Below are 17,991 nucleotides of genomic sequence, written 5' to 3' on the forward strand. Positions count from 1 at the left end.
TGCAAGACACGTGGACCCGTTCCACTTTTCGAGCATGGAGACGCATCATGAAGATCGTAGTCGTAGGGGGCACCGGCCTGATCGGCAAGAAGGTGGTGGCGCGGCTGGCCGCGCAGGGGCATGACGTGCTGGCCGCGTCGCCGGGCACCGGCGTCAATACGCTGACGGGCGAAGGCCTGACACAGGCTCTGGCCGGGGCCCAGGTGGTGGTGGACGTGGCCAATTCGCCATCGTTCGAAGATCAGGCGGTGCTGCACTTCTTCGAGACTTCGGGCCGCAACCTGGCGGCCGCCGAGAAGGAAGCCGGCGTGGCGCACTACGTGGCGCTGTCGGTGGTGGGTACCGACAAGCTCGCGCAAAGCGGCTACTTCCGCGCCAAGATCGCCCAGGAAGCCCTGATCCGTCAGGCGGGCATTCCGTACACGATCGTGCGCTCGACACAGTTTCTGGAATTCCTGGCCGGCATTGCCCAGTCGGCGGGGCAGGCGGACACGATCCGCCTCACCCCGGCCCTGATCCAGCCGATCTCGTCGGACGACGTGGCCGATGCGGTAGCCGATGCCGCGCTGGCCGCCCCCGTCAACGGCACGATCGACATCGCCGGGCCCGAACGCTTCCGCATGAGCGACCTGGTGCAACGCTACCTGCAGGCCACCGGCGACCGCCGCACGGTCGTGGCCGACCCCGCCGCGCGTTACTTCGGCGCCGACCTGCAGGAAGGCACGCTCGTGCCCGAAGGCGAGGCGCGTCTGGGCCACATGCATTTCGAAGACTGGATTCGTCAACTGCAGAAATAGTCTGGAGACGACGCGATGGAGAACGAGAGGTTGCAGCCTCCGCCATTGACGCTGCTCGACAGATACCGGGGCCAGGGCTTCACGGCGCTGTACACGACGACCGTCACGGTCGGCGGGGGCCAGACCGCGCATGGCCGCGCCTCCGGCGTCGCCAGGTCCGACGATGGCAGTCTCTTCCTCGAACTTCGGCTGCCGGTGGCCATGGGTGGCCCTGGCGGCGGAACCAACCCCGAGCAGTTGTTCGCCGCTGGCTTCGCTGCGTGCTTTCACGGTGCGCTAAGCCTGCTGGCCAGGCGCGCGCAGGTGGATATGGCCCACGCCACCGTTGCAGCCGAAGTTTCGTTTGGCCGCGATCCCGTTGACGGCGCTTACGCGCTGATTGCCGAGATCCGCATCCGCATGCCCGGCGTGGCCCGGCACGTGGCCGAGGAACTGGTGCGTGACACCGAGCGGCTGTGCCCGTACGCGAAGATGGCCCGCGGGGGCATCTACAGCATCGTGCGCGTGATCGACTGAGCCACTGACCGGTGCATGAGGGCCCGCCGTGCCGGGCAGTGCGCCATTGGTGCCGGGTCGGCAACAGACTGCGCACCTTGGCGGTACTACCGGCACGGCGGGCCGCGCACTACGATCCATATCAAGCCGATCCCGTTGCGCAACGCGCGGCGGCGGGTCGGCGAACGTATTCCCCTTGGTTCCGCAGGAGCGACACATGTCACAACGTTTGAACTACTTCCAACAATCGCCGGAACTGACGAAGAAGCTCGTCGAACTCGGTGCCCTGTTCCAGAAGACCACGCTCGAGCAGCACATCCGCGAGCTGGTGGAAATCCGCGCGTCGCAGCTCAACGGCTGCGCATTCTGCGTCGATATGCATGTCAAGCAGGCCAAGATCCACGGCGAGCGCGAACTGCGCCTGCATCACGTGGCCATCTGGCGCGAGTCCACGCTGTTCTCGCCGCGCGAACGCGCCGCGCTGGCCTGGACCGAGGCGCTGACCCAGCTGCCCGCCCACGGTGTGCCCGATGAGGTGTTCGAGCACGTACGCACGCAGTTTTCGGAGAAGGAGCTGTCCGACCTGACGTTCCAGATCGGCGCCATCAATGCGTGGAACCGGCTTAACGTGGCATTCCAGATGGTGCCGGGCTCGGCCGACAAGATGTTCGGTCTCGACAAGGCCGGACTGGAGTAAGGCCATGAGACGCGTCCTGTCCATCGCGGCCATGCTGGCTGCCTCATGTGCGCTGCTGGCACCGCCGGCCTTTGCCGCGGCGGCCGACGCGAAGGTCACGCCGCTGGCCACCGAACCGCTGCCCGAGTATCCGGGCAAGGAGGTGCAGATGGTCATGGTGGAATACCCGCCGGGCGGCTACGATCCGGTGCATCGCCACGATGCCCACGGCTTCATCTACGTGCTCGAGGGCACCATCATCATGGGCGTGAAGGGCGGCAAGGAAGTCACGCTCAAGCCGGGCCAGACCTTCCATGAAGGTCCCGACGACATCCATACGGTCGGGCGCAACGCCAGCACCACCAAGCCGGCCAGGTTTATCGTGTTCCTGATCAAGAATCAGGGCGCGCCGATCCTGACACCCGTGAAGTAGCCGGTGCCATCGGGCCGGCAGGCGCGCCAGTTCCGTGCGCGCCTGCCGCACCCGTTCCCCCCTCGGTTTCACCCATCCCTCCGCCATGCGTATCGATCGTTGTTCCGTCCCGCCAGGCCACCGCAGAGATACCGGAGTCCCATCGTGAACGCGATGACGTCAACGCCCGGCGGCCGCCGCGAGGCCACCGAACCCGTGGTCTATATCGTCGACGATGATGTGGACCTGAACGACGCGCTGGCGGACCTGCTGCGGTCGGTCGGCCTGCGGGCGCGTTCGTTCCTGTCGGCCGACGCGTTCCTGAAAGCGCCGCTCGAACCGGTGCCCGGCTGCGTGGTGATGGACGTGCGGCTGCGTGGCGCCAATGGCCTGGAGGTCCAGCGCGAGCTGATCCGGCGCGGCATCTGCCTGCCGGTGGTGTTCATCACCGGCCATGGCGATATCGAGATGACGGTGCGCGCCATGAAGGCCGGCGCGCTCGATTTCCTGTCCAAGCCGTTCCGCGACCAGGACTTTCTGGACGCGGTGACCGAGGGGATTGCCGTGGACCGCTGCAACCGGCAGGCACTGCAATGCGGTGACGATCTGCGCGCGCGCTTTGCGACGCTGAGCGGCCGTGAGCGCGAGGTGATGGCACTGGCCGTGTCGGGTCTGATGAACAAGCAGATTGCCGGCAAGATCGGCATCAGCGAGGTCACGATCAAGATCCACCGCAGCCGCGCCATGCGCAAGATGGCCGCGCGCACGTTTGCCGACCTGGTCAAGATGGCGATCGATCTCGATCTGCGACTGGATGCCGACACCGCCCGTATGGCCGCGACGCTGGCCGCGCCGCCGGCCGCCCAGGCGCCGCGCGCCGGCCTGGGCGCGGTGGACCAGCCGATGGTCGCGCATTGACAACGCAGACCTACGCCGACGCCTGCCCAGCGACGGCCGTGCGGTTCCGGCCGGCCTGCTTCGCCTGGTACATCAGCGTATCGGCGTCCTTCAGGGCTTCGGCCAGCGACGCGGCGTCGCGCGGCCACGTGGTGACGCCAAGCGAAATGGTGATGTGACCGACCGGTGCGATGGCGGTCTGCTCGACCAGCCGCCGCAGGCGTTCCGCGGCTTCGCCCGCCGACCCGGCATGCATGTCGGGCAGCAGCATCAGGAACTCCTCGCCGCCCACCCGGAACGCCAGGTCGGTGGCGCGGCACACCTGGCGCATCATCTCCGCCAGCCGCTGCAGCACGATGTCGCCAACATCATGGCCATAGGTGTCGTTGACCCGCTTGAAGTGGTCGATGTCGAGCGCAATCACGGCCACCTGCTGGCCGCTGGCCTCCAGCGCCGCCAAGCTGGCGTCGAGCGCGCGGCGATTGAGCAGGCCGGTCAGCGGATCGGTCTGCGACGCGATTTCGAGCCCCATCACCTGCATTCTGGCCAGGTCGATGCCGTGTAGCAGCGCCTGCTTCAGATGGCTGGCCTCGAAGTACCAGGCATTGACCTGCGCCACGGAGCCGGTGCTTTCGATCAGACCCGTGGACGTGGTGCTGTCGGCCAGCTGCCTGAGCGGCCTGGCAATGTACCGTGTCAGGATCCAGATCAGCACGAAGCCGATCACGGCAATCGGCGCGCTGGCGACAACAAACCGCTTCATCAGCGTGTCGATCGGTGCCAGCACCGAAGCCAGCGGCTGCTGGCTCACGATGGCCCAGTGCGCGGTGGGGATGCTGGCATAGCCCGCCAGCATCGCGCGGCCGTCGGCGTCCACCATCTCGATGCTGCCTTGTCGGGCGCCCAGCGCATGTTCGGTGGCCGGATTGGCCGCGGCGACGGCGCCGATCCGCGCCTTGACCGGATGGAACAGCAGCTGGTGCCGGCCATCGACCGCGTAGACTTCAGAATCGGTGAGGAAAAAATGCTGGCTCATCAGTTCATGCAGGCGGCCATCCTTCAGCAGATGGAGCGATCCGCCGATCAGTCCCAGATACGTGCCATGGCGGTCGAAGATCGGCACGGAGACGAAGATCACCAGGTTGCCGGCAAGCGACTGATACGCGTTGCTGACGACTGGCTTGCGACCACGGACCGCGCCGATCTGTTCCGGCGACTCGACCGTGCGTTGCTCAAGGTGCAGTGCCTCGGGCAGGGCCGCGACGATGCGGCCGTTGGCGTCGACGATGGCGACGGCGTCAAAATCCCGGCCCAGCGACGTCAGCCGCTCCACGGCGTCGCGGCGGGCCGCGGGGTCGTCGAAGTGATCGGCAAGCCGGTCGCCGGCTTGTTGGAACCGAAACTGCGCCTCGCGCAGGAACCCGTCGATCGAGGACGCAACGCGCGCGCTGTAGGCCCGGTTGGCTTCCAGCGACCGCTCCACCAGCGTTTGCCGCTCGATCCGGTACGCGGCGTAGAGGCAGTTGCCCAGCGTGACGATGCACGCTGTCAGCGTCAGGCCCAGAATCAGGGTTCGCAGGTCGATTTTCTGGCGTGCCATGAGCGTGCGGAGGTTGCGTTCCGGGCGGGAAGCGTTTGCCGCAGCCTGCGCAGGCTAGCGGCCGACGGGGGAGACTGACGCCCAGAGCATACAAGCTGGCCGCGGTTTATGCGAAAAAAATGGCCCCGGCGGGTGCCAGGGCCATCGAGCAGGCGACAAGGGGAAGGAAACGGCTATTGCGCCGTCCAGCCCCCGTCCATCGCCCAGGCGGCGCCGCGCACCTGGTCGCCGAACGGCGAGCACAGCATCAGCACCAGGTTGCCCAGTTGCTCGGGCGTGACGAATTGCCCGGAGGGCTGCTTGTCGGACAGCAGGCGGGCCTGCGCGGCCTCGGCGGTGATGGCGTCGCGCTGGGCAATCGCGTCGATCTGGGCGGCGACCAGCGGCGTCAGGACGAAGCCCGGGCAGATCGCGTTGCAGGTGATGCCGGTGGCGGCCGTTTCCAGCGCGGTGACCTTGGTCAGGCCCACCAGCCCGTGCTTGGCGGCCACATAGGCCGACTTGCCGGCGGAGCCGACCAGCCCATGCACTGAGGCGATGTTGACGATGCGGCCCCAGTTGGCGGCGCGCATGCCCGGCAGCGCCAGGCGCGACGTATGGAAGGCAGAGGTCAGGTTGATCGCCAGGATGTCGTCCCACTTCTGCACCGGGAAATCCTCTACGGGCGACACATGCTGGATGCCGGCATTGTTGACCAGCACATCGACCCCGCCGAAACGCGCGGTCGCCAGCGCGAACATGGCGTCGATCTCGTCGGGGCGACGCATGTCGGCGGCGTGATGGATTACCTCGGCACCGACGGTGCGGATGCTTGCCAGGGCGGCCTCGATGTCGCCGAAGCCGTTGAGCACGATATTGGCACCGGCCTGCGCCAGCGCCTGGGCGATACCCAGGCCGATACCGCTCGTGGAGCCGGTGACCAGCGCGGTCTTGCCATGCAGATTGACCATGATGCTTCCCTGGGTGCGGTCAGACCAGACCGGTCGTGTAGAACACGAAGATCACGAAGAACACGGCCAGCGTCTTGATCAGCGTGATGGCGAAGATGTCGCGGTACGACTCGCGGTGCGTGAGGCCGGTCACGGCCAGCAGCGTGATCACCGCGCCGTTGTGCGGCAGCGTGTCCATGCCGCCGCTGGCCATCGACACCACGCGGTGCAGCACTTCCAGCGGAATCTGCGCGGCCTGCGCGCCCTGGATGAACACGTCGGACATGGCGGCCAGCGCAATGCTCATGCCACCCGATGCGGAGCCAGTGATGCCGGCCAGCGTGCTGACCGACACGGCGGCGTTGACCAGCGGGTCCGGAATGCTGCGCAGGGCATCGCTGACCACCAGGAAGCCCGGCAGCGCGGCGATCACGCCGCCAAAGCCGTATTCCGACGCCGTGTTCATCGACGCCAGCAGCGCGCCCGACACGGCACTCTTGGTGCCCTCGGCAAAGCGCGCCTTGACGGCGCCGAACGCAGTCAGCAGCACGATGACGATGCCCAGCAGCAGGGCGCCTTCCACGGCCCAGATGGCGGTCACGCTGGCGATCTTGGTTTCCACCGGCTTGGGCAGGCCCGGCAGCGACACACTGTTGGACTGGCCGTACCAGAGCGGGATCATCCGCGTCAGCCAGAAGTTGGACACGCCGACCACCACCAGCGGCAGGATGGCCAGCAGCGGCGGCGGCAGCTTGCCGCCTTCCACGCGCTGCGGCTCGTTCAGCAGGTTCGTGCCGTAGCCCTCGCCACGGGCGGCGGCCGCGCGGCGGCGCCATTCCAGATACGACAGGCCGACGATGATGATGAACAGCGAGCCCGCCACGCCCAGCGCCGGTGCGGCCCACGAGGTGGTCTTGAAGAACGTGGTCGGGATGATGTTCTGGATCTGCGGCGTGCCCGGCAGCGAATCCATCGTGAACGAGAACGCGCCCAGGGCGATGGCACCCGGCATCAGGCGCTTGGGGATGTTGCTCTGGCGGTAGAGCTCGGCGGCAAACGGGTAGACCGCGAACACCACCACGAACAGCGACACGCCGCCGTAGGTCAGCAGCGCGCAGACCGCCACGATCACCGCGTTGGCGCGCGAGCGGCCGATGTAGCGGATGGCCGCGGCCACGATCGATTCGGAAAAGCCCGACAGTTCGATGACCTTGCCGAACACGGCACCGAGCATGAACACCGGGAAGTACAGCTTGACGAAGCCGACCATCTTCTCCATGAAGATGCCGGAAAACACGGGCGCCACCGCCGACGGGTCGGTCAGCAGCACCGCGCCCAGCGCAGCCAGCGGCGCGAAGAGGATCACGCTGTAGCCGCGATAGGCGGCGAACATGAGAAAGGCCAGTGCGGCGAGCACTATGACAAAAGACATGAGGTCTCCATTGCTTGTTCTTGAATGCGGTCGAGCCGTGGCAGGTTACCCCGGTGCCGTGTAATGCGAGAGTCCCCTGCGCAGATGACAGGGGACCGCTTGATTAGCAGGCTCCGTGCCACATCCAAAAGTTAAGGATAAGGCGCAAATAGTGTAGTCTGGCTCGCGTTGTCTCTTCATTGAGACAAAGCAAGCGATGCGCACGGCGTTGAAGTCTCCGTTATGAGACACTTCGCGTCTACAAATCGAGACAACCATCCCCGGACCCGCAGCCATGCACAAGATCGCCGACCCAGGTGGCGCCCTGCTGTTCGACTACGACTACGTGGCGCGGCGTGCCATGGAGTCGCTGTTCCGCACCTTTGAAAACTTCAGCGAAGGCACGTTCGTGGTGGACGAGCACGCGCGCGTGGTCTGGATCAACAAACGCTATGCGGCGCGCTTCGGGTTCACCAACCCGCAGGACGCGATCGGGCTCGATTGCGAGCAGGTGATTCCGAACAGCCTGATGCGCGAGGTCGTCACCACGGGCAAGCCGATCCTGCTGGACCTGCTCGAAACCGACCGCGAGCCGATGATCGTCACGCGCCTGCCGATCAAGGACGACAACGGGCGCACCATCGGCGGGGTCGGGTTCGCACTGTTTGACGAACTCAAGGCGCTGACGCCGATCTTTGCGCATTACTCGCGGGCCCAGGCCGAGCTGGCAGCGGCGCGCCGCTCGCTCGATCATGCGCGCCGGGCCAAGTACACGTTCGCCAGTTTCGTCGGTGCCAGCCCGGCGGCCCAGGAGGTCAAGCGCCAGGCCCGGCGGGCCGCGCTGGTGGAGTCGCCGGTGCTGCTGCTGGGCGAAACGGGCACGGGCAAGGAACTGCTGGCGCACGGCATCCACGCGGGTTCGGCGCGTGCCGAGCGGCCGCTGGTCACCGTCAACGTGGCGGCCATTCCCGATACGTTGCTGGAAGTGGAGTTCTTCGGTGCCGCGCCGGGCGCCTACACGGGCGTGGACCGCAAGGGGCGCGTCGGCAAGTTCGAGCTGGCCGATGGCGGCACGCTGTTCCTCGACGAAATCGGCGAGATGCCACTGGCGCTGCAAAGCAAGCTGCTGCGCGCCCTGCAGGACCGCGAATTCGAGCCGCTGGGGTCGAACCGCATCGTGCGCAGCGACGTGCGGATCATCGCGGCCACGTCCGCGGACCTGCCCGCGCTGGTCGCCGAAGGCCGCTTCCGCGCCGATCTCTATTACCGGCTCAATGTGCTGTCGATCGACCTGCCGCCGCTGCGCGAGCGCCGGGCCGACCTGCTGCCGCTGGTGTACGCCATCGTCGAGGAACTTAGCATCAAGGCCGAGCGCCACCCGATGGGCCTGCGCGACGATGCCCTGCGGCTGCTGCACGACTATGACTGGCCCGGCAACGTGCGCGAACTGCGCAACGTGCTGGAGCGCGTGGTGATGCTGTGCGACGAGGATTCGGTGGACGCGGCCACGCTGGCGCCGCTGCTTGGCACGCGGCGCACCGGCCCGGCGCCGATGGCCGAACCGGAGGTTCCCAGGGAAGAAGCCTCCGCACCTGTCGCGCAGACCCCGCAGGCCGCCGTGCCCGGGCCGGCGCCGGCAGCGCCCGCGCAGACCTACGCCGAGGCCATGGCGCAATTCGAAGCCGCGTTCCTGGCCCAGGCGCTCGATGCATGTGGCGGACGCGTCGCAGAGGCCGCCGCGCGCATCGGCATCAGCCGGGCGGCCTTCTACAAGAAGTTGGCCGCCACGCGCGGCGGGCTGTGATAAGGTCGCCGGCAGAGACGCTCCGCCCTGGTGTTGATCGCGGCGAGAGCGCCAGCCAGGAGACCGCCGATGCGCAATGCGCTGACATTCCAGGATGCCCTGCAGGCCGACGTGCTTGCCGCCGGACACGATGAGGTGGCCGACCGCAGCGAACTGCTGCGCCGTGCCCACCGCCGCTCGGCCGGTTTCGGGCTCGACGCCGCGCAAGTTCCCGACTATCAACCACTGAGCCGCCGCGCGCTGGGCGAACGCGTCGAGCGCAACCGCGCGCTGTACCGCCTGGCGCTGCCCGTGATGGAAGGCCTGTACCGGCAGGTGGCCGGTACCGACAGCCTGGTGCTGCTGAGCGACAGCGGCGGCGTCATCCTGCACAGCGTGGGCGACGGCGATGGCAGCGGCTTTGCCGCGCGTGCGCGCGACGTGGCGCTGGCGCCCGGCGTATCGTGGTCCGAGGCCAGCAAGGGCACCAACGCCATCGGCACCGCGCTGGCCGAGGGACGCTCCGCCATCATCCATGGCGACGAGCACTTCCTGCACGCCAATCGCCAGCTCACCTGTTCCTGTACGCCGATTGCCAGCCCGACGGGCGACTGGCTGGGCGCGCTTGACGTCAGTGGCGACCCGCGCGGTTTTCATCCGCACACGATGGCGCTGGTGCGCATGTCGGCGCAGACCATCGAGAACCAGTTGTTCGCCGCCCAGTTTGCCGATGCACTGCTGGTGCGCTTTCACGGCCGGCCCGAACTGGTCGGCACCCTGTTCGAGGGCATGGCCGCGTTTGCGTTCGATGGCACGTTCCTGGCCGCCAATCGCAGCGGTTGGTTCCAGCTTGGCATGCGCGCCGATGTGCTGGCCGGTGCCACCTTCACCGAACTGTTCGGGCTGCCGATGCCGCCGTCCGGCACCGCCGATACGCTGCTGCGCGACCTGGCGTTGCCGGGCGGCGTGCGCATTTACGCGCGGCTGTCGCATCGGGCGGAAGCTGCCGCCTCGCTGAGCGTGCCGCAGCCGGCGGTCCAGCCGTCGTCGGCGCTGGCGCGCCTGGACACCGGCGACGCCCGCATGGCCGCCGTGCTCCAGCGCGTGGCGCGCCTGCGCGGGCGCGATATTCCGCTGCTGATCCTGGGGCGCACCGGGTCCGGCAAGGAATGGCTGGCGCGGGCCGTGCATGCCGATTCGCCTCGGGCCAGCGGCCCGTTCGTGGCCGTCAACTGCGCGGCCATTCCCGAGACGCTGATCGAGGCCGAGCTGTTCGGCTACGAAGAAGGCGCATTCACGGGCGCGCGGCGACGCGGCCACGCCGGCAAGATCGCGCAGGCGCACGGCGGCACGCTGTTCCTGGACGAGATCGGCGACATGCCGCTGGCGCAGCAGGTGAGGCTGGTGCGCGTGCTGCAGGAGCGCGCGGTGACCGCGCTGGGCGGCACGCACAGCACGCCGGTCGATATCCGCATCGTCTGCGCCACGCACCGCGACCTGCGCGCGCAGATGGCCGACGGCACGTTCCGCGAAGATCTGTACTACCGCATCCACGGGCTGGCGGTGACCTTGCCGACGCTGGCCGGGCGCAGCGATTTCGACGCGCTGGTGTCGCGCATCCTGCAGGACGAATGCGCACACGGGCCGCAGGCGATCTCCGCACCGGCGCTGGCGCTGCTGCGCCGGCATGCATGGCCGGGCAACCTGCGCGAACTGGCCAGCGTGCTGCGTACCGCTGCGTTGATGGCCGAAGGCGAGGCGCGGATCGACGTCGAGCACCTGCCGGACGACTTTGCCGCGCAGCCGGCAATGCCGGCCACGCCGGCCGCCCGGGCCACGGGTGATGACGATGCCGATGCCGTAACGGGCAGCATGCGCGACTGGGAAGCGGCGCGCATTCGGGAAGCCCTGGCGCGCCACGGCGGCAACGTCAGTGCCGCGGCGCGCGAGCTTGGCGTGTCGCGCAATACCATCTACCGGCGGCGCTAGCACCGGCCTGGCCGGCGCCGTTGCGCCTGGCGGGTCAGAAGAATCCGAGCGGATTAGGGTTGTAGCTGACCAGCAGGTTCTTGGTCTGCTGATAGTGGTCCAGCATCATCCGATGGTTTTCGCGGCCCACGCCCGACTGCTTGTAGCCGCCGAACGCGGCATGGGCCGGATAGGCGTGATAGCAGTTGATCCACACGCGGCCGGCCTCGATGCCGCGGCCCATGCGGAACGTGCGTGCGCCGTCGCGCGTCCACACCCCGGCGCCCAGCCCGTAGAGCGTATCGTTGGCAATCGCCAGCGCCTCTTCCTCGTCCTTGAAGGTCGTGACGGAAACTACCGGGCCGAAGATTTCCTCCTGGAAGATGCGCATCTTGTTGTGGCCCTCGAAGATCGTCGGCTTGACGTAGTAGCCGCCCGCCAGATCGCCACCCAGCGCGTTGCGCTCGCCGCCGGTCAGCACGCGGGCGCCTTCCTGCTTGCCGATGTCGATATACGCCAGGATCTTCTGCAGCTGCTCTTCGGAGGCCTGCGCGCCGATCATCGTCGACTTGTCCAGCGGATGCCCCTGGCGGATCGCCTCCACGCGCTTGACCGCGCGCGCCATGAACGCCTTGTAGATCGACTCCTGGATCAGCACGCGCGACGGGCAGGTGCAGACTTCGCCCTGGTTCAGCGCGAACATTGCAAAGCCTTCCAGCGCCTTGTCGAAGTAGGCGTCGTCGGCAGCCATCACATCCTCGAAGAAGATGTTTGGCGACTTGCCGCCCAGTTCCAGCGTCACCGGGATCAGGTTCTGCGACGCGTACTGCATGATCAGCCGGCCCGTCGTCGTTTCGCCAGTAAAGGCCACCTTGGCGATGCGCGGGCTCGACGCCAGCGGCTTGCCCGCTTCCACGCCGAAGCCGTTGACGACGTTGATCACGCCCGGGGGCAGCAGGTCGTGCAGCAGTTCCATCAGCACCAGGATCGACGCGGGCGTCTGCTCGGCCGGCTTGAGTACCACGCAGTTGCCGGCCGCCAGCGCCGGGGCCAGCTTCCACACGGCCATCAGCAGCGGGAAGTTCCACGGGATGATCTGCCCCACCACGCCTAGCGGCTCGTGAAAGTGATAGGCAATGGTGTCGTGGTCAATTTCCGAGATGGTGCCTTCCTGGGCGCGGATGCAGCCGGCGAAGTAGCGGAAATGGTCGACGGCCAGCGGCAGGTCCGCAGCGGAGGTCTCGCGCACGGGCTTGCCGTTGTCGATGGTCTCGGCCACGGCCAGCAGCGTCAGGTTGGCCTCGATCCGGTCGGCGATGCGGTTCAGCAGGTTCGCGCGCTCGGCGGTGGACGTGCGCCCCCACGCGGCGCGGGCGCGGTGGGCCGCATCCAGCGCGGCTTCCACATCCTTTTCGTTCGAGCGCGGCACGCGCGTGAACGGCTTGCCGGTGAGTGGCGTGACGGCTTCGAAGTACTGGCCGTCAGCCGGCGGCACCCAGGCGCCGCCAATGTAGTTGTCGTACTGTTCCTTGAACGGGTAGGGCACGCCCAGCTGGGCAATTTCAGCCATGTTCATGTCTCGCTCCACTTGTCGATATCGTTGGTCGTGCCATCGGGCACGCCGGGACCGACTGCAAGCGCCGTGCCGGGCCCGCGCCCGACGCTGCCATGCGGGATGGCGGCCGGCGGGCGCGGGGGCAGGGGCGGCGGGGTGTTCCAGAATGGAGCAGGTGTTGCAGGCTGGTACAAAGGGTGCGGCCGCCGCACCGGGCGTCATGGCGGCGTGATAACGTCACGCGAGGCAACGTGAAGGGAGTTTGCATGCAATCGGGCATTGTCGAAGCCGGCTATGGTTCCGACCCGGTCGGTCTGGTCAGCGGTTTCCTGTTCGAACCGGGGCAGCCGGGGCGCGAGATCGATTCCAGTGCCGCGGCCGCCTGGCTTCGCGCGCATCCGGCGGCGGGCCCGGACGACGCGGTGGCGCAGACCGAGCGCCCGTTTGTCTGGCTGCACTTCAATCTGTCGCACAGCGCCTGCGAACGCTGGATGCGCGGCCAGCTTGGCTTGCCCGACGATTTCTTCGAGGCGCTGCGGCAGGGTTCCCATTCGACCCGCATCGAACGCCAGGACGCCGCGCTGCTGGCCGTGGTCAACGACGTGATCTACAACTTCGGCGTGGCCTCGACCGATATTTCAACGCTCTGGGCGCATGCCGACCACCGGCTGGTGGTCACCGCCCGCGCGCGCCCGCTGCGGTCGGTGGACCGGCTGCGCGCCGCCGTGCGGCGTGGCGAGCGGTTCCGGTCGCCGCTGAATCTGGTGGTGCACCTGCTGCAGGACCAGGCCGACGTGCTGGTACAGATCGTGCGCGAGACGGGTGTCAGCGTGGACCAGATCGAAGACCAGCTGCTGTCGCAGCGGCTGCAGTCGAACCGCGCGGACCTGGGCGCCATGCGGCGAGGCCTGGTGCGCCTGCAGCGGCTGCTGGCGCCCGAGCCCGGCGCGCTGTTCCGGCTGCTGAACCGGCCGCCCGCGTGGCTGCTCGAAACCGATTTGCAGGAATTGCGCGAATCGACCGAAGAATTCTCATTGGTGCTCAATGACCTGGCCGCGCTCGTGGAACGCATCAAGCTGCTGCAGGAAGAGATCGCCGCCAAGCTCAACGAACAGACCAACCGCACGCTGTTCACGCTGACGCTGGTCACGGTGCTGGCGCTGCCGATCAACATCGTGGCCGGCTTTTTCGGCATGAATGTGGGCGGGATTCCGCTTGCCGAACATCCGCACGGTTTCTGGGTGCTGGTGGTGCTGGTGGCCAGCTTCACGGTGCTGGCCGGGCGCTGGGCGTTCCGCAAGCAGGAAAGCGGCATGATGTGATGCATGATGCCTCTATGACAATTCGTAAAATTGCCATATTGCAGGCGTACGATGAGTCACCAAGGCGCCCGCCGTTCGGCGCGCGCAATGGAGGAAAGCCATGGACTACAACGACGAAGCCCTGATCCGGCGCATTCACCGCGAGGTGGCGGATTACTACGACGAAGAGCTCGAACTGGAGCTGGAAGACCGCGATCCGCTGGTGGTGCAGCGCGTGCTGTCGGGCGAGGCAGGCGGCCCCGGCGACAACACCAATCTCAACGGCGACGAAGCCGAGCGCGCCGAGCGTCGTCTCTACTTCCGCGAACTGTTCCGCCTGCAGGGCGAACTGGTAAAGCTGCAGAGCTGGGTGGTGGCCACGGGCCACAAGGTGGTGATCCTGTTCGAGGGGCGCGACGCGGCCGGCAAGGGCGGCGTGATCAAGCGCATCACGCAGCGGCTGAATCCGCGCGTCTGCCGCGTGGCCGCGCTGCCGGCGCCGAACGACCGCGAGCGCACCCAGTGGTACTTCCAGCGGTATGTGTCACATCTGCCCGCCGCTGGCGAAATGGTGCTGTTCGACCGCAGCTGGTACAACCGCGCCGGCGTGGAACACGTGATGGGGTTCTGCACCGACGAGCAGTACGAGGAATTCTTCCGTTCCGTGCCCGAGTTCGAGCGGATGCTGGTGCGTTCGGGTATCCAGGTGATCAAGTACTGGTTCTCGATCACCGACGACGAACAGCACATGCGCTTCCTGAGCCGCATCCACGACCCGCTCAAGCAGTGGAAGCTGAGCCCGATGGACCTGGAGTCACGCCGCCGCTGGGAAGACTACACGCGCGCCAAGGAAATCATGCTGGAGCGCACGCATATCTCCGAGGCGCCGTGGTGGGTGGTGCAGGCCGTGGACAAGAAGCGCGCCCGGCTGAACTGCATCCACCACCTGCTGCAGCAGATGCCCTACGTGGAGCCGGCGCAGCCGTCCATCGTCCTGCCCGAGCGCGAGCGGCATGCCGACTATGTCCGCCAGCCCGTGCCGGACAACATGATCATTCCGGAGATTTACTAGCGAACGGTGTCGGCGCCCGCAGCGGGCCTGCGTGCGTATCACGACAGATTGAAACGGTTGTTGGCGCCAACCATCGCGGAAAAGCGATGTAATGGCGCTAAACCTGCTGCGTTCCGCGTCGTTATTGGGTGACCACTCCGATCGGGCGCGATGCGCGCGCCCGGCCCCGGAGACCGCTTAGTTTCGGAGCCACCCAATGCGTCGCATGACCCCGCGTGCCGGCACGCGCCATCGTTTTCCCGCCGGATTGACCGGCCTTGCGGCCCTGGCCGCGTTTGCCCTGGCCGCTTGCGGCGGGGGCGGTGATGGGGGCGACAGCGCCGCCGCCGGCCAGGCCGCCAGCACGGCCACCGGCACCACCCCCACCACGCAGCCCGTGCCAGTCACCGGCCTGAACCTGGCCTGCGACGCCTGTGGCGCCGCAAGCGTCAGCAGTTACGCGGGTTCCAGTGCGGGAATCTGGGGCTACCAGAACAACACTGGCGCGGCGGTCGACGCGCAGTACGCAATTTCCGGCGTGGCCGGCAAGACGATCTGGCTGCAACTGTCCAATCAGGGCGATGCCGCCGTGGCCATGCCGGCCGGGCTGTCATCGCAGGTGGCGGCAGAGATGATCGCGCCGCAGGCGCTGAGCCAGGCGTCGGCCGACGAAACGACCCAGCGGGCCATTGGCGAGTACAACCGCAGGGGCTGGGTCGATGCCACGCGCACGTCGGGTGATCCGATGCTCAGCACGCTGGGCGTGCCGGCGCCGCTGGCCGCGTCGATCGGCACCGCGGGCCTGGCGGAAGGCGCCACCCGCAACTGGTATCACACGGACGGTACCCAGCGTGCTGCCACGCTGCGCAAGCAGGTGGCCGCCAGCGACGGCACCATCGTTAACGTCTGGGTGGAGACCGCCGAGGCTGCCAATGTGCCGGATCCGACAGTTCTCGAACTGGCCACCGCCTTTGCCGGCAGCAGCATGATCTACGATCGGCTGCTCAACGTGGGCGGGCGGGTCTGGGGTCCCAATTCGTACGGCACGTCAATGCTGCCGGCCGGCGTGCCGGTGGATATCGTCGTGCTCAATTTCAACCGCGACGGCAAGCCCTACGGCACCGTGGGTTACTTCTGGGGTCTGCACAACTTCCTGAAGACCAAGGAACCGAACAGCAACGAGTCGGTGTCGCTGTACCTGGACAGCGAAACGCTGTCGCTGGGCAATGCGGCTGGCCTGCGGTCGGTCAAGACCACGATGGCGCACGAAGGCACGCACATGCAGAACTTCTATCGCCGCCAAATCAGCATGGGCGCCGATTACGCCTACGACACCTGGCTCGAGGAAATGACGGCGATGCAGATGGAGGACTTCCTGAGCGGCGTCATCCTGTCGAACTACAACCCGATCCGCGACGTCCGCCTGCCGGACTACTACCGCTACAGCGACTACAACTGCAACCTGACGGCGTTCACGGGCTTCGGCGTGTCGTGCGAGAGCTATGCGGTGTCGGGCAGCTTCGGCGGCTTCCTGAACCGCCAGCTGGGCATCGGCTTCTTCCGCGACCTGCTGACCCGCCCGCAGGTGGGCTCCAAGGCGGTGCTCGCCGCCGCAATCTCTGGCGGCGGCTGGACCTTCGATCGGGCCCTGACCAACTGGCGCACCAGCACCAACAGCAACATGCCGCTGGCGCTCACGCCGCAGGGCTTCGGCTATCCGCAGTGGTCTGACGGCACGTACACCCTGCCGGAAATCGATCCGTCCGGCGCCGCGTACACCGCGCTGCGCAAGTTGCCGGCCACCGCACCGTCGATGCTCCAGGGCTACGGCAGCTACATCGCACCGCGCAGCGGCAGCAACGGCGTGTACAGCGACAAGGTGCGCGTGCCGGCCGGCGTGACGCTGTCGGTGGTGGTGTATTGAGCGGAGGCGGTGCGTTGGCGATTGCCGGGGGCTGCGCCTTGCGGCCTACAGCACCACCCCCGGAAACGCCTCGGCGAACGTCTGCACCGTGCCGGTCAGTTCGCCGTCGTAGCCGGGCAGGGCGTTGACGCGTTCGCGGAAGCTGCCGCTCTTCATCGCCGATACCGCGCCCTGCAGCGCCGGGCTGTGCAGGGCGTCCGTTTCCAGCGCGAAGAAGTAGCGTTCCTTGAGCACCGGCACGAACTCCAGGTTGAAGCGCCTGGCCGCCGTTTCCACGCCGAATCCCACGTCGGCCATGCCGCTGCCGATGTAGGCGGCCACGGCCGCGTGCGTGAATTCGCCGTTGTTGAAGCCTTCGATGCGGCTGCTGTCGATGCCGCGCCGCGCCAGCATCAAGTCCAGCAGCAGGCGGGTGCCGGACCCCAGTTGGCGGTTGACGAAGCGCACGTCGGCACGCGTCAGGTCTTCCAGCGAGCGGATGTTCAGCGGATTGCCGGGGCGCACGAACAGCCCCTGCTGGCGCGTGGCCAGGTGGATCAGGCAATGCTTTTCGGGGTGCAGCCAGCGCGAGAAGCCGCGCAGCGTCTCTTCCTCGAACTCGCCAACCGGCACGTGGAAGCCGGCCACGTCGCAGGCGCCCTCGGACAGCGCGGCGGCGGCCTCCAGGCTGCCGCAGTACTTGAGGTCGTGGCGTACCTTCTGTTCGTCCAGGAAGTCACGCAGCGCCGCCACGGCAAAGCCATGGCTGGCGTGGATGCGCACGGCCGGATCGCTGGCCGCCATCAGCTTCTTGAGTTCGATCTCCAGTTCCGAGGCCAGGCTGTCGAGCGTGGGCGACAGGCGCGCGGCAATGCGCTTGCTGGCCCACACCAGTTGTTGCGCCAGCGGCGTCAGGGTAGACCCTCGGCCCCGGGTCTTGGCGATCAGCGCGCCGCCGAACAGCGTCTCGGCATCGCGCAAGATGCCCCAGGCGTAGCGGTATGACAACGCCATGGCCTCGGCCGACTGGGCGATATTTCCCGTGGATTCGATCAGGCCCAGCAGGGCCACCAGGCGCGACACATCCAGTGCTGGCGCGGGTGCCGGGGCGGCGTCGTCGCGGATCTGCAGGTGCGGAAGGATCGAAATGCGTAGCATATGCGGAAAATAGCATATTGAACGGGGCAAAACACGGTTCTATAGTCGCATAAAG

General features: G+C 67.3%; 15 protein-coding genes. 10 read left to right on the forward strand and 5 right to left on the reverse strand.

Annotation, left to right across the window (positions count from 1 at the left end; all coding sequences use genetic code 11):
- Positions 1 to 47: 47 nt before the first annotated feature.
- From AC3FJ6_RS05175 to AC3FJ6_RS05195, 5 genes are all read left to right on the forward strand, one after another.
- Positions 48 to 797: an SDR family oxidoreductase gene (locus tag AC3FJ6_RS05175; protein WP_488770962.1), complete on the forward strand. Its 750-nt coding sequence runs from the start codon at positions 48 to 50 to the stop codon at positions 795 to 797.
- Positions 798 to 812: 15 nt separating this feature from the next.
- The gene (locus tag AC3FJ6_RS05180) at positions 813 to 1,313 is read left to right on the forward strand and encodes an Ohr family peroxiredoxin (RefSeq protein WP_487523035.1); all 501 of its coding nucleotides are present in this window, start codon (positions 813 to 815) and stop codon (positions 1,311 to 1,313) included.
- A gap of 196 nt (positions 1,314 to 1,509) precedes the next feature.
- Positions 1,510 to 1,989 carry a carboxymuconolactone decarboxylase family protein gene (locus AC3FJ6_RS05185; RefSeq protein WP_487523267.1) on the forward strand — a complete coding sequence of 160 codons (480 nt, stop codon included), beginning with the start codon at positions 1,510 to 1,512 and terminating at the stop codon, positions 1,987 to 1,989.
- A gap of 4 nt (positions 1,990 to 1,993) precedes the next feature.
- Positions 1,994 to 2,401: a cupin domain-containing protein gene (locus AC3FJ6_RS05190; protein ID WP_488770964.1), complete on the forward strand. Its 408-nt coding sequence runs from the start codon at positions 1,994 to 1,996 to the stop codon at positions 2,399 to 2,401.
- Between the two features lie 153 nt (positions 2,402 to 2,554).
- Positions 2,555 to 3,298 (forward strand): response regulator transcription factor, encoded by a 744-nt coding sequence (locus AC3FJ6_RS05195; protein ID WP_488771355.1) that lies wholly within the window; start codon positions 2,555 to 2,557, stop codon positions 3,296 to 3,298.
- A 10-nt stretch (positions 3,299 to 3,308) separates the two neighbouring features.
- On the opposite strand, the gene AC3FJ6_RS05200 is transcribed toward AC3FJ6_RS05195, so the two are convergent.
- The 3 genes from AC3FJ6_RS05200 to AC3FJ6_RS05210 form a co-directional block, all read right to left on the reverse strand.
- Positions 3,309 to 4,877, reverse strand: a complete 1,569-nt coding sequence (locus AC3FJ6_RS05200; protein WP_488770965.1) for a diguanylate cyclase — start codon at positions 4,875 to 4,877, stop codon at positions 3,309 to 3,311.
- A gap of 173 nt (positions 4,878 to 5,050) precedes the next feature.
- Complete coding sequence (locus AC3FJ6_RS05205; protein WP_488770966.1) at positions 5,051 to 5,827, reverse strand: 3-hydroxybutyrate dehydrogenase; 777 nt, start codon at positions 5,825 to 5,827, stop codon at positions 5,051 to 5,053.
- A gap of 19 nt (positions 5,828 to 5,846) precedes the next feature.
- Positions 5,847 to 7,238, reverse strand: coding sequence for a GntP family permease (locus AC3FJ6_RS05210; RefSeq protein WP_488770967.1), 1,392 nt, complete (start codon positions 7,236 to 7,238; stop codon positions 5,847 to 5,849).
- 274 nt (positions 7,239 to 7,512) lie between these two features.
- Here AC3FJ6_RS05210 and AC3FJ6_RS05215 point away from each other — a divergent pair, with 274 nt between their 5' ends.
- Both AC3FJ6_RS05215 and AC3FJ6_RS05220 read left to right on the forward strand, forming a co-directional pair.
- Positions 7,513 to 9,021, forward strand: coding sequence for a sigma-54 interaction domain-containing protein (locus AC3FJ6_RS05215; protein WP_488770969.1), 1,509 nt, complete (start codon positions 7,513 to 7,515; stop codon positions 9,019 to 9,021).
- Positions 9,022 to 9,090: 69 nt separating this feature from the next.
- The gene (locus AC3FJ6_RS05220; protein ID WP_488770971.1) at positions 9,091 to 10,989 is read left to right on the forward strand and encodes a sigma-54-dependent Fis family transcriptional regulator; all 1,899 of its coding nucleotides are present in this window, start codon (positions 9,091 to 9,093) and stop codon (positions 10,987 to 10,989) included.
- 34 nt (positions 10,990 to 11,023) lie between these two features.
- Here AC3FJ6_RS05220 and adh read toward each other — a convergent pair whose 3' ends face one another.
- Complete coding sequence (gene adh / locus AC3FJ6_RS05225; RefSeq protein WP_488770973.1) at positions 11,024 to 12,544, reverse strand: aldehyde dehydrogenase; 1,521 nt, start codon at positions 12,542 to 12,544, stop codon at positions 11,024 to 11,026.
- Between the two features lie 245 nt (positions 12,545 to 12,789).
- On the opposite strand from adh, the gene AC3FJ6_RS05230 reads away from it, so the two are divergent.
- The 3 genes from AC3FJ6_RS05230 to AC3FJ6_RS05240 all read left to right on the forward strand — a co-directional run bounded on the left by AC3FJ6_RS05230 (position 12,790) and on the right by AC3FJ6_RS05240 (position 16,799).
- Complete coding sequence (locus AC3FJ6_RS05230) at positions 12,790 to 13,845, forward strand: transporter (protein WP_488770974.1); 1,056 nt, start codon at positions 12,790 to 12,792, stop codon at positions 13,843 to 13,845.
- Between the two features lie 100 nt (positions 13,846 to 13,945).
- Positions 13,946 to 14,896: a polyphosphate kinase 2 gene (gene ppk2, locus AC3FJ6_RS05235; protein ID WP_488770975.1), complete on the forward strand. Its 951-nt coding sequence runs from the start codon at positions 13,946 to 13,948 to the stop codon at positions 14,894 to 14,896.
- A 196-nt stretch (positions 14,897 to 15,092) separates the two neighbouring features.
- Complete coding sequence (locus tag AC3FJ6_RS05240) at positions 15,093 to 16,799, forward strand: M30 family zinc metallopeptidase (protein ID WP_488770976.1); 1,707 nt, start codon at positions 15,093 to 15,095, stop codon at positions 16,797 to 16,799.
- Positions 16,800 to 16,844: 45 nt separating this feature from the next.
- Here the strand turns inward: AC3FJ6_RS05240 and AC3FJ6_RS05245 are convergent, their stop codons facing one another.
- The gene (locus AC3FJ6_RS05245) at positions 16,845 to 17,936 is read right to left on the reverse strand and encodes a substrate-binding domain-containing protein (protein ID WP_488770978.1); all 1,092 of its coding nucleotides are present in this window, start codon (positions 17,934 to 17,936) and stop codon (positions 16,845 to 16,847) included.
- Positions 17,937 to 17,991: the final 55 nt, after the last annotated feature.

The organism is Cupriavidus sp. 94F1 (genome assembly GCF_057798875.1).

Excerpts from the sequence above, each read along its gene's own strand:
- AC3FJ6_RS05205 (WP_488770966.1), bottom strand. The coding sequence starts at position 5,827 with ATGGTCAATCTGCATGGCAAGACCGCGCTGGTCACCGGCTCCACGAGC.
- AC3FJ6_RS05210 (WP_488770967.1), bottom strand. The coding sequence starts at position 7,238 with ATGTCTTTTGTCATAGTGCTCGCCGCACTGGCCTTTCTCATGTTCGCC.
- adh (WP_488770973.1), bottom strand. The coding sequence starts at position 12,544 with ATGAACATGGCTGAAATTGCCCAGCTGGGCGTGCCCTACCCGTTCAAG.
- AC3FJ6_RS05220 (WP_488770971.1), top strand. The coding sequence starts at position 9,091 with ATGCGCAATGCGCTGACATTCCAGGATGCCCTGCAGGCCGACGTGCTT.
- AC3FJ6_RS05200 (WP_488770965.1), bottom strand. The coding sequence starts at position 4,877 with ATGGCACGCCAGAAAATCGACCTGCGAACCCTGATTCTGGGCCTGACG.
- AC3FJ6_RS05175 (WP_488770962.1), top strand. The coding sequence starts at position 48 with ATGAAGATCGTAGTCGTAGGGGGCACCGGCCTGATCGGCAAGAAGGTG.
- ppk2 (WP_488770975.1), top strand. The coding sequence starts at position 13,946 with ATGGACTACAACGACGAAGCCCTGATCCGGCGCATTCACCGCGAGGTG.
- AC3FJ6_RS05185 (WP_487523267.1), top strand. The coding sequence starts at position 1,510 with ATGTCACAACGTTTGAACTACTTCCAACAATCGCCGGAACTGACGAAG.
- AC3FJ6_RS05230 (WP_488770974.1), top strand. The coding sequence starts at position 12,790 with ATGCAATCGGGCATTGTCGAAGCCGGCTATGGTTCCGACCCGGTCGGT.
- AC3FJ6_RS05195 (WP_488771355.1), top strand. The coding sequence starts at position 2,555 with ATGACGTCAACGCCCGGCGGCCGCCGCGAGGCCACCGAACCCGTGGTC.
- AC3FJ6_RS05180 (WP_487523035.1), top strand. The coding sequence starts at position 813 with ATGGAGAACGAGAGGTTGCAGCCTCCGCCATTGACGCTGCTCGACAGA.
- AC3FJ6_RS05215 (WP_488770969.1), top strand. The coding sequence starts at position 7,513 with ATGCACAAGATCGCCGACCCAGGTGGCGCCCTGCTGTTCGACTACGAC.
- AC3FJ6_RS05190 (WP_488770964.1), top strand. The coding sequence starts at position 1,994 with ATGAGACGCGTCCTGTCCATCGCGGCCATGCTGGCTGCCTCATGTGCG.
- AC3FJ6_RS05240 (WP_488770976.1), top strand. The coding sequence starts at position 15,093 with ATGCGTCGCATGACCCCGCGTGCCGGCACGCGCCATCGTTTTCCCGCC.
- AC3FJ6_RS05245 (WP_488770978.1), bottom strand. The coding sequence starts at position 17,936 with ATGCTACGCATTTCGATCCTTCCGCACCTGCAGATCCGCGACGACGCC.